Origin of the sequence: Buchnera aphidicola (Taiwanaphis decaspermi) (assembly GCF_039405155.1) — a bacterium.
Lineage (GTDB): Bacteria > Pseudomonadota > Gammaproteobacteria > Enterobacterales > Enterobacteriaceae > Buchnera_M > Buchnera_M aphidicola_B.
Genome location: NZ_CP135049.1, coordinates 78,665 through 92,715, shown reverse-complemented (window position 1 = coordinate 92,715; position 14,051 = coordinate 78,665). Strand labels below are relative to the sequence as shown.

The following is a 14,051-nucleotide window of genomic DNA, read 5'->3' as shown; positions in this document are numbered from 1 at the left end:
CCTATTAATTAAATTGTTTTAAAAAACGAATGTCATTATCAAAAAATAATTTAATATTTTTTAAAGAATAACGTAACATTATTAATCTTTCAATACCAACACCTAAAGCAAAACCAGAATATATATCAGTATTTATATCATGTTTTTTTAATATTTTAGGATGAACTAAACCACAACCTAATATTTCTAACCATTTATTATTATTCATCATAATATCAATTTCTGCAGATAACACGGTAAAAGGAAAATAAGAACTTCTAAATCTTATTTTTATATTGTAATCAAAAAAATAATATAAAAAATTGTATACAAACCATTTTAAATTAGAAAAATTTATATTTTTATCTATACATAAACATTCTAACTGATGAAACATAGGAGAATGTGTTGAATCAGTATCGTTTCTATAAACTTTACCTGAAGAAATCATTTTTATTGGAAGTTTTTTTTTTTTTAGTTCTCTAATTTGTACAGAAGAAGTATGAGTTCGTAATAAATTATTTGCATCAAACCAGAAAGAATCTTTATAATTTCTGCTTGGATGATTTTCATCAATGTTTAAGGCATCAAAATTATAATATTTATTTTCTATTTCAGGACCTGATTTAAAAGAAAAACCGAATTTAAAAAAAAAATTTTTAATTATATTAATAGTTTTATTTATTGGATGTAAAGATCCAATTTTTAAATTTCTGCCAGGTAAGGAAACATCAATTTTTTCTTTTGAAATTTTATAATTAATTAAATTATTTTCTATTGTTATTTTTTTTATTTTTATTTTTTTTTCTATTTTCTTTATTATATTGTTAATTAAAATACTGATATTTTTTCTATACTTAATTTTAATTTGTGGCAATTTTTTTAATTGCATTTTTAAAAAACTTTTTTTTCCTAAATATTTCGTTTTTAAATTATTAAGTTCATCAATATTGTTTGCTTTGTCTATATTTTTATATGATTCAAAAAATATTTTTTTAAATTCTGAATTTTTTGTTACATTTATATGTTTCATAAATTATTCCTATTAAATATGTATAATTTAAAACTATTGTACATATATAATTATCCCATAAATGCCAAGAGGGAAAATTTCCCTCTTAATATATTATAATGACTCTTTAGATTTTTTTATTAAATGATAAAAAGAATCTTTATCATAAAATGCTATTTTAGATAACAATTTACGATTAATAGAAATAAAAGATTTTTTTAATCCAAACATAAATTGGCTGTAAGATAGATCATATTGACGCACTGCAGCATTTATTCTAGCAATCCATAACTTCCTAAAATAACGTTTTTTTTGTTTCCTGTCACGATAAGCATATTGTCCAGCTTTAATAACAGATTGATATGCAGCTCGATAAACCCTAGAACGAGCACCGTAATAACCTTTAGCTCGTTTTAAAATTTTCTTATGTCTAGCATGGCTGGTTGTACCACGTTTTATTCTAGTCATTTATTTTTTTTGTTCCTGTAAAATATAAATATTTAAAACAAATTTATAATTATAAATAAGGAAAAAAAGATTTTATTTTTTTAATATCTTCTTTTTTTACCATAGTTTTTTTTCTTAAATAGCGTTTACGTTTCGTTTTCTTTTTTGTTAAAATATGACGTAAATTAGCTTTTTTTCTTTTAAATCCACCACACGAAGTCTTTTTAAAACGTTTTAAAGCACTGCTTAAAGTTTTAATTTTTGGCATATTATTTTATTCTTCTTACAATTTTTCAAAATATTAAATATTAATTTAATTAAAAATTATTTCAAAATATTTACATTTTTCCTAGGAGACAACATCATAATCATTTGCCTTCCCTCTATTCTAGAAGGAAATATTTCAACTATAGCTAACTCTTGTAAATCATTTTTTATTCTATTTAATACATCTATTCCTATGTATTGATGAGCCATTTCTCTACCTCTAAATCTCAAAGTTATTTTTACTTTGTGTCCATCTTCTAAAAATCTTTTTAAATTTCTTAATTTTACTTTATAATCACCTTCATCTGTAGAAGGGCGAAATTTTATTTCTTTAATTTGAACTATTTTTTGTTTTTTCTTTTGTTCTTTAAAAGATTTACTTTTTTCATAAAGAAATTTACCATAATTCATAATACGACATACTGGTGGTTTAGCATTAGGACTCATTTCTACTAAGTCAAAACCTTGTTCTTTTGATTCTATTAGAGCTCTTTTAAGACTAACAATACCTATTTGTTCACCTTTTATACCAACTAAACGTATATTTTTTGCTTTTATTTCTTTGTTTATACGATGAGCTCTTATTAATTGATTTTTTTTTGCGACTTTAATACTTTTTTCCTCCAGTTATAATAAAACACGTTTATTTATTTCTTTTTTTATTTCTTTTATAAAAATATTTATATTTTTTACATTAGCATAATTACCTTTTATATTTCTTATAGTTATTTCATCATTATTAATTTCTTTATCACCACATATTATCATATAAGGAATATTTTTTAATGTATATTCTCTTATTTTTAAACCAATTTTTTCATTTCTTATATCTATTAAAGTTCTTAAATTATTTTTTAAAAAAATTTTAAATATTTTTTTTACATAAAAGTTATGTTTTTTAGAAATGCTCATTACTACAATTTGTATTGGAGATATCCATAAAGGAAATTTACCATTATATTCTTCAGACAAAATACCAATAAATCTTTCTATGGAACCTAAAATAGCACGATGTATAATTATAGGTGTTTTTTTTTTATTTTCTTTATTTATATAAAAAGCATTTAATCTAGATGGTAAATAAAAATCCAATTGAATAGTACCACATTGCCACATGCGTTTTAAACTATCTTTTAAAATGATTTCAATTTTAGGTCCATAAAAAGCTCCCTCTCCTAATTGATATTCAAATTTTATTTTGTTTTTTAATAATACTTGCAATAAATCATGTTCTGCTTGATCCCATATTTCATTGGTTCCAATTCTTTTTTTTGGACGAGTTGAAAATTTTACAAAAATTTTTTTAAAACCAAAGATATTATAAACATCATAAATTAATTTTATACATTTTTCTATTTCATTTCTTATTTGGTTTTTTGAACAAAATATATGAGCGTCATCTTGTGTAAAACTTCTTGCTCGCATTAAACCATGCAATGCTCCAGAAGTTTCTTTTCTATGACAAACACCAAACTCAGATATTCTTATAGGTAATTCTTTATAAGATCTTAGTTTTTTTTTAAAAATATCTATGTGAGCTGGACAATTCATAGGTTTTATACAATATTTATTATTTTCTAAAGATGTTGTAAATATTGATTCATGATAATTTTCCCAGTGTCCTGTTTTTTCCCAAATTTCTCTATTCATTAATAAAGGAGTTTGAACTTCTTCATAATCAAATTGTAATTTTTCACGAATAAGTTTTTTTATTTGTCTAAATATTGTCAGTCCATTTTTGTGCCAAAAAATAACTCCAGGAGATTCTTTTTGTATATGATATAAATCTAATGTTTTAGAAATTTTACGATGATCTCTTTTTTTTATTTCTTTAATTTTTTTTAAATATTTATCAAGTGTCTTTTTATTTAACCAAGCTGTTCCATATATTCTTTGTAACATTTTGTTAGAACTATTATTATTCCAATAAGCTCCAGATAGTTTACTTAATTTAAAGTATTTACAAAACTTTATATTAGGTGCTTGAATATAATTACTAATATCAATGTGATTCTCATGAAAATAAATATATTTATATTTTTTATTATATTTTAAAATTTCTTTTTTATACTTATTTTGAAAAATACTTTTATATTTATTATTTTTTTTTAATTTAATTTGTTTATTTATAATGTTATATTTTCTACAAGATAAATTTAACATTTTTTGTTCAATTTTATATAAATCTTTTTTTTTTAAAAAATATTTATTTTCTATATCATAATAGAAACCATCGGTTGTATTAGAACCTTGAGCTATTATAGCTTGAGGCCATATTTTTTTTATTGCGTAACCTAATAAATGAGCACATGAATTTCTAATTATCTTTAATGATCTTTTGTCATTTGAAGTTATGATTTCTAATTTAGAGTTTTTTTTTATTAAAGTTCTAGAATCTAACAAATTATCATTAACGATACCAGCTACACATATTTTATATAATTTTATATTAATATCTTTAGCTACTTGAATAATACTCACAAAATTTTCATAATATCGCTTGCTTCCATCAAGAAGTGTAATAACAAGCATTTAATATCCTTTTCATTAAAAAAAATAAAAAATTATTTAAAAATATTATTTTGTAATAATATTTGAAATAAAAATAAAATTATATATATTGATATAAAAAATTCATAAATATTTATATAATAGTACCGGAAAAGTAAAATATCTCCGGCACCAAAAATTAAAAACGTTTTTTTACAGCACTTGCTAGTTGATTTATTATTAGAACACTATCTTCCCAATTAAGACAAGGATCAGTAACAGATTGACCATATAACAAATTTTCTTTTTTGTTTGATATATTTTGAGATCCTTCTAATAAAAAGCTTTCTATCATAACAGCAGAAATATTTATTGAACCATCATGAATTTGTTGAGAAACTGACTCAGCAACATCATGTTGTTTTTTATGTTCTTTTAAACAATTACCATGACTAAAATCAATCATAACATACTCAGGTAAATTAAATTCTTTTAGTTGATTTATAGCATTTTTTATGTCGTAAGAATGATAATTAGGTTTTTTCCCTCCTCTCATAATTATATGAACATGAGGATTACCAATAGTTTTGTTAATAACCATAATTCCATTTTTATCTGGTGCTAAAAATAAATGTTTTTCTTTTGAAGCACGTATAGCATCTATTGCTATTTTTATATTACCATCTGTTCCATTTTTAAAACCAATGGGACAAGATAAACCTGAAGCCATTTCTCTGTGTATTTGACTTTCAGTTGTTCTTGCCCCTATAGCACCCCAACTTATTAAATCTGCTATAAATTGACCAATTACCATATCTAAAAATTCTGTTGCAGCAGGTAACCCAATAGAATTAATATCTAGTAATAACTTACGTGCAACAGCTAATCCATGATTTACTTTTAAAGTATTATCTAAATATGGATCAGATATCAATCCTTTCCATCCTACAACAGTACGTGGTTTTTCAAAATATGTTCTCATAACTATTTCTAAATGATTAATATGTTTTTTTCTTAACTCATTTAACCTTTTAGCATAATCCACAGCTGCGATAGGATCATGAACTGAACATGGTCCTATTATTACTAATAATCTTTTATCAATTCCAAGCATAATGTTTGAAATTTTTTTTCTAGATTGTATAACGTTATTCATAACTGAAGGAGTAATTGCATATAATTTTGCTAAAGTAGAAGGTTTAATTAATTTATCAATTAATATTGTTCGTAATTCATCTGTTTTTTTCATATTTATCTCTAAATTATTTTTTGTAATAGTATACAAAATAAAATTTCATTTTTAAAAATTTTACATAAATTTTTTGACAAAAATATTTAAAAAAATTAAAATAAATGTTTTTGTATAAAAAAACTTTTATAATTATCTAAAAAATAAAAATTTAACATAATTACTTTTTTTTAAATTTATTATTAATACAAATTAACAACAATTCATAAGATATTAATAACAACAAAGGACCTATAAATAAACCTATCATTCCGAAAGAAAACAAACCTCCTATTACACCTAGTAATATTAAAGTTATAGGTAAATCTATTTTACATTTTATTAATGCAGAACGAATCAAACTTTCTACAAAAAATATTAAACAACTCCATAATAATAAAAATATACCATATTTACTATTGTTATTAAAAAATAAACAAATGCATAAAGGTAATAATATAGGTAATGGTCCTATTTGTATTAAACACAAAAAAAATATTAAACTCATTAACAACAAAATATAAGGTATTTTAGAAAAAAACAAACCTAACCCACTTAATATAGTTTGTAATAAGGAAGTAACTATTACACCCAAAGCAATAGATCTAATAACTTGACATGATAGCAAAATTATCTTATCTCCATATTTAGGAGATATTCTAATTGATATTTTTTTAATATTTTTAACAATTTTTTCACCTTTTAAGTAAAAACATAAACAAAAAAATAACATAAAACATATATGTAATAAAAAAAGACTAATTTTTTTTATTTGCAAAACAAAAAATTTAGTAGTTTTACCCATATATGGTTCTATTTTATTAATTATACCTTTCATTCCTCCAGATAATAATTTTTGATAATTTAAATACAATTCATCTCCAAAAAAAGGAATATCATGAAGCCATGATAATTGCAAAAATTGAAATTGATGTATTGTTAAACGATTAATTAGAACATCACTGTTGTCTATAAAACTGTTTATTAATAACATAACTGGAATGAATAACGATAATATTAACAATAACAACATGAAAATTATTGATAATAATCTATTGTTAAAAAAAAATTTTTGTATTTTAATCATGATAGGCCAAGTTATTATAACAATCATTCCAGACCAAAACAAATCAAATAGAAAAGGTTTAATAACAAAAAAACTTCCAATTAATATTAAAACAACAAATGTCAAAGAAAATAAAAATTGTGGCAAATCTATGTTTTTTATTAAATATTTCATATAAATTGTCTTAATAGAATTAAATATTTGTCAATTAATATAACATGTACATATTTTAAACATTATTTTTTAAAAATATTTTCATTTATTAAAAAAAATAAAATATATTTTTTAATTTGAAATAATAGTTATTATAATATAGAATTATAAATTTATAATTAACTATTAAATAAATATTATAATATTTATAATTTTCATTAAAATAAATAGAGATCAACATGATTATTAAAAAAAAAAAAAAAAAATTAAAAGGAATTAAAATTACAGAACAAGCTGTTAAAAAAATAAATAACTTAATGAAAAATAAAAAAAATATAGGAATTAGATTAAGTATAATAAAATCAGGTTGTGCTGGTTTTAAATATTTGATTAGTTTGAACAAAAAAAAAAAAGAGTCAGATATTGTTTTTTTTTATAAAAATATAAATATATTTATAATTGATAAATACATAAATTTTTTAGATGGTACTAAAATAGATTTTATAGATGATGGTATAAATAAAAACTTTAAATTTACAAACTCCAGAACTCAATATAAATGTGGTTGTGGAGAAAGTTTTAATATATAATTTATTATAATAATTTTTGTAATTTAATATAATAAAAAAAATTAAATAATAATTATATCCATTTTATAAGAAAAAAGTTTTTTTTACCTTTACATAATAAAGTAAATTTATTAAACAATTTGTCTAAATCATTAAAAATATAATAAGTATTATTTATTAATTTGTTATTAATATATATTGAATTTGATAGAATCATATTTCTAGCTTGAGTTAATGATTTAGCTATTAAAGAATCTACTAAAAAATTACGTAAAAAAATTTTATTATTTGTCAAATTTATTGATGGTATACCATATTTATATAAAATACAAAAATCTTTGTATGTCAAATTATTACTTGTCTTATTAAATAGTTTTTTAGTAACATTTTTTAATGATAATAATATATTTGATCCATGAATTAACGATGTTATTTCATCAGCAATAAAAGATTTTAAATATTTTTTTGTATTAATATTAATAGAATTGATATCTTTAAAACTATTTATTTCTTTAATATTAAAAGATGTAAATAATTTTAAAGAATTTAAAATATTGTTGTCTGGTAAATTTAACCAAAATTGATAAAATTCATATGGAGAAGTTTTTTTTTCATTTAACCAAATATTTTCTTTATTAGTTTTACCAAATTTTTCACCATTATTTTTTAAAAATAAAGGTGTAGTTAAACCAAACAATTTTGCTCTATGTAATTTATAAGATAAATCAATACCAGAAATTATGTTACCCCATTGATCTGATCCACCTATTTGCAAAATAGCATCATATTTTTTATATAACCAAGAAAAATCATATCCTTGTAATAAGGTATAACTAAATTCAGTAAAAGAAATACCTTTATCAATATTATTAATTCTTTTTTTAACAAAATCTTTATTTATCATTTTATTAACAGAATAATATTTACCAATTTTTCTTAAAAATTTCAATATATTAATATTTTTAAACCAATCATAATTGTCAAGTATAATAGCTTTATTTTTACAATTTTCAAAATCTAAAAAATTAGATAATTGTTTTTTTATTTTTTTCTTCCATCGACAAATCAAATTATAAGATATATAATTTCTTTCTTTTTTTTTGAAACTAGGATCACCAATTAATGAAGTTGCACCTCCAATTAATATAATTGGATGATGCCCTGATTCTTGAAATTTCTTTAAACATAAAATAGGTATTAAATGTCCTAAATGCAAACTATCTGATGTAGCATCAAATCCACAATATAATGTTATATTTTTTTTATTAACAATGCTAAATAAATCTTCTTTGTTAGTTATTTGTGATATAAATCCTTTTTTATCAAGTTTTTTAATAATATTAGAACACATATTTTACCTTTATTTAAATTATTATTGAACAAATATTATAAAATATAAAATTTTACTTATTAAAAAATTTTATATAGATATAGGGTTAACATCTATAAACCAAATATTTTTTTTAGAAATACTTTTATTAAAAAATTTTAACAATATATTTTTTAATAATCTATTTAACAATAAATAATATTTACTATGTATTAATAGATTTATAAAATTACAATTTTTATAATCTATAAAAGATATGTACGGGCCCATAATGAATACGTTATATTTTTTTTTGTTAATTTTTTTGATAATTTCATTTTTTAACATATTGATAAAATAATATTCATGTTCTTGTTTAGTATATTTTACTCTAATGATAACTTCATTTACATATGGTGGCAATTTTAACAAAAACCTTTTTTTTAATATTTTTTTTAAAAAACATATATATGATTGTGAATTAAATATTTTTTTTATAAAATTAAATTGATCATTCAATGTTTGTATAATAAATGTTTGTTTAAAATCACAAAAAGTATTAATTATATTAAAGTATAATATAGATAAATTATATGTTGTTCTAAAATCTTTTTTAAAAAAAAGGTCATTTAAAGATAAAAATAAAATTAATGATGCTTTTATTCCTTTAGCATATGTAACATAATGTTCATGTAATATAAATATATCTTTTTTAATATTAAATATATGTTTTTTAAAAAAACAAAATTTTTTTTTATCGAATTTATTCAATACAGATATTTTATATTTAGGAAATAAAATTAATAAAAAGGTTTTTATATAATATTTTCCAAAAGAACATGGTAAAAGAGATATAGATTTACAATTTATGCAAGTTACGGGAGTTGGTATATATTTATTACAATTGTAACATATCATGTTATTGTTATATAAAATATATACATGATTACAAATTTTACAATGCATAACAAAGTTACAAAAAGAACATTTTAAAACATTACAATAATAAGTATTATTATCTATTATAATAATAATTTTTTTATTTTTAAGTAAAAAATAATTTATTTTTTTTAATAATTTTATTAAAAAACAACCATATATATGTCTATTTTTTAAAAAAAAATAATGTTTATTTATTTTTCTATTTGTATATTTTTTTTTTTTAATAATTTTAATTTTTTTATATTTATTATTAATAATATTTTTAATAGTTTCTATAGATGGTGTTTGAGATAATAAAATTATTGGTATATTTTCTTTCCAAGATCTTATAATAGCAACATCTCTACATTGTAATAAATTAAAATTTTTAGTTTTATAAAATAAATGATGTTCATCATCTAAAATTATCATTCCTAATTTAAAAAAACTTAAAAATAATATTTGATATGTTCCTATAACGATTTGATTATTACCATATCTTGTTCTATTCCATACTAGCAATTTTTCTTTTGCAGTTAATTTATTATGATATATATCAATAGATATTTGAATTTTTTTGTATAATTTAAAAAATAAATAATTTATAACATATACATTAGGTACTACTAAAATAATTTGCAAACCATTTGCTATAGATTCTTTTAATATTTCAATATAAAAAAATATTTTTTTTGTAAAATTTAAATTTTCAACAAAAAAAGTTTGATATTTATTTATTTTTATTATTTTTTTTATTAATTTTGATAATTTATCATTTAAAATATTGTCATTTTTTTTTGTTTTATTTTTAATATTTAATTTATTATATAAATTATTTACTTTAACACATTCACATATTTTTTTTTTAACAAATATTTAATGATTTGTTTTTTTATATTGAACAACTTAAAATTATGATAATATATATATATGTTATTTAAATAAGATAAAAAATTAAAAACTAATGATTTTTTTTTAAATATAGTAAATCTTAAAAAATTTCCTAATTTTGTTAATTTTAAAATATAAAGATTTTTTTTTTTGATAGTTCTTTTTTTATAAAAATAAGAAGGTAAAAAATTAAATAATATTTTACCTAAAGGTAAAAAATAGTAATTTGATATATATTTAAAAAAATATATGGTTTTTTCAAAATATAGTTGATCTTTATCTAAAACATATTTTATATGTTTTATGTTAGAAATTAATATTTTCTTATTTAAAATTGATAAAGAAACAACTATTCCTATAATATATTTATTTCTAAATGGTACAACAACTCTACTACCTACTGATAAATTTATTTTACTTTTATCAAAAAAATAAACAAATGATTTGTAATGTTTGAACGAAAACACAATTTTTGCTATATTCAAAATATAACCTTAATATATTGATAATAAATTAATTAAGAATAAAAAAATTATAACATAATAAAAAATGTTAATTTATTAAATTTAATATATTAACAGTATTTTTTTTAAATATAAATTTATTAAAAAATAATATTTTAATACGTCCGTAACTCAGTAGGTTAGAGTATTGCTATGACATAGCAAAAGTCAATGGTTCGAATCCATTCGGACGTACATAAATAGTCTTATTCAAATAAAATAATGAAAATAATTAAAAATTTAATAAAATTGATAAAAAATAAAAAAAGAATATTACTTGCTTACAGTGGAGGGATAGATTCCACTGTACTTTTTTATAAACTAATGGATTTGAAAAAAATAAAAAAAATTAAAATAAGAGCAATACATATTAATCATCAATTACACAAAAATTCCATAAAGTGGGCTAATCATTGTTTTAATAATTGCAAAGAAAATTCAATACCTATTACTATCGTAAAAGTAATACCAAATATAAAAAAATTTGGAATTGAAGGTGGGGCGAGAAAAGCTAGATATGACGCTATAAAAAACAACATTTTAAAAAATGAGATTTTAATGACTGCTCAACATCAAGATGATCAATGTGAAACTTTTTTTTTAGCATTAAAAAGAAGTAGTGGACCAAAAGGTTTATCTTGTATGCCAAAAAAAAAAAAGTTTTTTAATAACTTACTAATTAGACCTTTTTTAGAAATATCTAAAAAAAAAATATATCAAATTGCTAAAAAAAATAATTTAAAATGGATAGAAGATAATACAAATAATAATATTAAATATGAAAGGAATTTTATTAGAAAAAAAATATTAGTTCCATTAAAAAAAAGATGGCCTTTTTTTATAAAAAATTGTTGTATAAGTGCTAAATTATGTTCTGACCAAGAAAAAGTTATAAAAGATTTATTAAAATTTTTTTTTAATAAATATTTATGTAAAAAAAATATGTTAAATATAAATTTTTTAAGAAAAATGAATTCTAAAACGATTAATATAATATTAAGAACATGGATATATTTAAATAGCAACAATTTTTTTTCTATAAGAAAAATAGAGATATTAAAAAATACTTTAATTAAAAATAATAATAATTTTGAAAATAAAAAAATAATATTTAAAAAATATGAAATTAGAAGATATAAAGAATATATATATTGGTTAAATACTATTCCTTCTTTGAAAAACATTATTTTATCTTGGTTTTATCCATATAATAAAATTATTTTGCCATATAACCTTGGTTATTTAACTAAACATAATACATATATTAAAAATAGCATAAAAGTTAAAAAACCTGAATTTAATGAATTAATTAATATCAGGTTTTACTATAATAAAAAAATAAAATTAAAAAAAGATAAAATAAAAAGAAAAATAAAAACAGTATGGCAAAAATATGACATACCTCCATGGGAAAGACAAAAAACACCATTACTTTTTTATAACTGTTCTTTTATAGGAGCAATAAACATTTTTACTACTAACAAAAACAAGTACGACTCTAAAAAATATTTCTATATAAAATGGTTTAAAAATTATTAAATTTAAATTCTTTTGCTAAATTTATATTTATTTTTTCATATAAATGGTTAAAATTTCTTATTTTATGTTTTAATAATGGTATATCTATGTTTTTCCATAATAATTTAGTGTTTAAAAAAAATTCTACTTTTTTAGATAATATTGGCATAATTGGTTTCAACCAAGTTGCAATAATACGAAATAAATTTAAACATATTGAACATATATTTTGCAATAAATTATTATTAGTTATTAACCATGGTTTTTTTTCAGTGAAATACTTATTAATTTTATTTGAATATTTTAAAACTTTATTGATTAATTTACTAAATTCGCGATTTTCAAACAAAAATAAAACATTATTAGTTTGTGATACAAATTTTTTGTAAATATTTATATCATATATTTTATCTGATAAAATATTGTAAAATTTCTTATTAATAAAACTACTACAACGAGAAGCTATGTTTACTATTTTATTAACAACTTCAGAATTAATTTTTAAACAAAAATCTGAAAAATTTATTTCAATATCTTCAATACCAGGAGACATTTTACTAGCTAAATAATATCTTAAACTATCAGAATCTAATTTTTTTATCCATTCAGAAGAAGTTATTATATCTCCTTTAGACTTAGAAATTTTTTTTCCATTAATAGTTAAATATCCATGAACAAAAATCTTTGTAGGTTGTCTTAAATTAGATGCTTTTAATATTGCGGGCCAAAATAAACTATGAAAATATGTTATGTCTTTTCCTATAAAATGATATAATTCTGTTTTAGTAGTTTTTTTCCAAAAATTATAAAAATCTATATTTTTTTTCCTAGATAAATCGTAAAAATTGCTAATATATCCAATTGGAGCATCTAACCATACATAAAAATATTTATTTGGAAAACCAGGTATTTTAAAACCAAAATAAGGTTTATCTCTAGATATATTCCAATCTTTTAATCCTATTTTAAACCATTCCTTCATCTTATTATAAACTTGTTTTTGTAAAACATTGCTTTTTTGCCATTTTTTTAAAAATTTTTTAAAAAAGGATAAATTAAAAAACAAATGATTAGTTTTTTTTAAAACAGGTTTGCTATGTGAAACGGTTGAATATGGATCTATTAATTCAATTGGATTATAAGTTGCACCACATATATCACAATTTTCTCCATATTGATCATAAGATTTGCATATAGGACAATTTCCTTTTACAAATCTATCTGGCAAAAACATATTTTCACATATATCATAAAATTGATATACGTTTTTTTCTTCAATTAATTTTTTTTTTTTTAATAAATGATATATTTTTTCCACGAAAAATAAATTTGTTTTTCTATGTGTAGTACTATATAAATCATGTTTTATATTAAAATTAATAAAATCTTTTTTATGATTTTTGAACATTTGATTAACCATTTTCTCTGGACTTATGTTCATTTTTTTTGATTTTAACATAATTGGAGTGCCATGAGCATCATCAGAACAAATAAACCATACTTTATTGTTATTCATTCTTAAATATCTAACCCATATATCAGCTTGAATATGCTCTAACATATGTCCTAAATGAATTGAACCATTTGCATATGGGAAAGCACATGTTACAATAATTTCTCTCATAATTTTTTTTTTCATAAATTAAATAACATAATTAAAAAAATGATATTCACTGAATATATTATACTTGTATTATT

General features: G+C 19.4%; 13 protein-coding genes and 1 tRNA gene. 3 read left to right on the top strand and 11 right to left on the bottom strand.

Annotated features, from left to right (window positions below; translation table 11 throughout):
• Window positions 1–4: 4 nt before the first annotated feature.
• The 7 genes from pheS to ydiK all read right to left on the bottom strand — a co-directional run bounded on the left by pheS (window position 5) and on the right by ydiK (window position 6,663).
• Window positions 5–1,012, bottom strand: coding sequence for a phenylalanine--tRNA ligase subunit alpha (gene pheS / locus RJX39_RS00465; RefSeq protein WP_343192687.1), 1,008 nt, complete (start codon window positions 1,010–1,012; stop codon window positions 5–7).
• Window positions 1,013–1,105: 93 nt separating this feature from the next.
• Entirely contained in the window at window positions 1,106–1,459 is a 354-nt protein-coding gene (gene rplT, locus RJX39_RS00460; protein ID WP_343192686.1) for a 50S ribosomal protein L20, read from the bottom strand.
• A gap of 49 nt (window positions 1,460–1,508) precedes the next feature.
• On the bottom strand, window positions 1,509–1,706 hold the full coding sequence (gene rpmI, locus RJX39_RS00455; protein WP_343192685.1) for a 50S ribosomal protein L35: 198 nt from the start codon (window positions 1,704–1,706) through the stop codon (window positions 1,509–1,511).
• Window positions 1,707–1,762: 56 nt separating this feature from the next.
• Window positions 1,763–2,317 carry a translation initiation factor IF-3 gene (infC, locus tag RJX39_RS00450; RefSeq protein WP_343192803.1) on the bottom strand — a complete coding sequence of 185 codons (555 nt, stop codon included), beginning with the start codon at window positions 2,315–2,317 and terminating at the stop codon, window positions 1,763–1,765.
• Window positions 2,318–2,332: 15 nt separating this feature from the next.
• On the bottom strand, window positions 2,333–4,237 hold the full coding sequence (gene thrS, locus RJX39_RS00445) for a threonine--tRNA ligase (protein ID WP_343192684.1): 1,905 nt from the start codon (window positions 4,235–4,237) through the stop codon (window positions 2,333–2,335).
• A 157-nt stretch (window positions 4,238–4,394) separates the two neighbouring features.
• Window positions 4,395–5,444, bottom strand: a complete 1,050-nt coding sequence (locus tag RJX39_RS00440; protein WP_343192683.1) for a 3-deoxy-7-phosphoheptulonate synthase — start codon at window positions 5,442–5,444, stop codon at window positions 4,395–4,397.
• Between the two features lie 160 nt (window positions 5,445–5,604).
• Window positions 5,605–6,663: an AI-2E family transporter YdiK gene (gene ydiK, locus RJX39_RS00435; RefSeq protein WP_343192682.1), complete on the bottom strand. Its 1,059-nt coding sequence runs from the start codon at window positions 6,661–6,663 to the stop codon at window positions 5,605–5,607.
• Window positions 6,664–6,881: 218 nt separating this feature from the next.
• On the opposite strand from ydiK, the gene RJX39_RS00430 reads away from it, so the two are divergent.
• The gene (locus tag RJX39_RS00430) at window positions 6,882–7,232 is read left to right on the top strand and encodes a HesB/IscA family protein (RefSeq protein ID WP_343192681.1); all 351 of its coding nucleotides are present in this window, start codon (window positions 6,882–6,884) and stop codon (window positions 7,230–7,232) included.
• A gap of 52 nt (window positions 7,233–7,284) precedes the next feature.
• On the opposite strand, the gene tyrS is transcribed toward RJX39_RS00430, so the two are convergent.
• From tyrS to RJX39_RS00415, 3 genes are all read right to left on the bottom strand, one after another.
• On the bottom strand, window positions 7,285–8,562 hold the full coding sequence (tyrS, locus tag RJX39_RS00425; RefSeq protein WP_343192680.1) for a tyrosine--tRNA ligase: 1,278 nt from the start codon (window positions 8,560–8,562) through the stop codon (window positions 7,285–7,287).
• Window positions 8,563–8,631: 69 nt separating this feature from the next.
• Window positions 8,632–10,083, bottom strand: a complete 1,452-nt coding sequence (locus tag RJX39_RS00420; RefSeq protein WP_343192679.1) for a hypothetical protein — start codon at window positions 10,081–10,083, stop codon at window positions 8,632–8,634.
• A 194-nt stretch (window positions 10,084–10,277) separates the two neighbouring features.
• Window positions 10,278–10,817: a hypothetical protein gene (locus tag RJX39_RS00415; protein ID WP_343192678.1), complete on the bottom strand. Its 540-nt coding sequence runs from the start codon at window positions 10,815–10,817 to the stop codon at window positions 10,278–10,280.
• 139 nt (window positions 10,818–10,956) lie between these two features.
• On the opposite strand from RJX39_RS00415, the gene RJX39_RS00410 reads away from it, so the two are divergent.
• Both RJX39_RS00410 and tilS read left to right on the top strand, forming a co-directional pair.
• Window positions 10,957–11,030, top strand: a tRNA-Val gene (locus RJX39_RS00410).
• Window positions 11,031–11,057: 27 nt separating this feature from the next.
• Window positions 11,058–12,374 carry a tRNA lysidine(34) synthetase TilS gene (gene tilS / locus RJX39_RS00405; protein ID WP_343192677.1) on the top strand — a complete coding sequence of 439 codons (1,317 nt, stop codon included), beginning with the start codon at window positions 11,058–11,060 and terminating at the stop codon, window positions 12,372–12,374.
• On the opposite strand, the gene metG is transcribed toward tilS, so the two are convergent.
• Window positions 12,361–13,992: a methionine--tRNA ligase gene (gene metG / locus RJX39_RS00400; RefSeq protein ID WP_343192676.1), complete on the bottom strand. Its 1,632-nt coding sequence runs from the start codon at window positions 13,990–13,992 to the stop codon at window positions 12,361–12,363. The genes tilS and metG overlap by 14 nt on opposite strands.
• Window positions 13,993–14,051 lie beyond the last annotated feature (59 nt).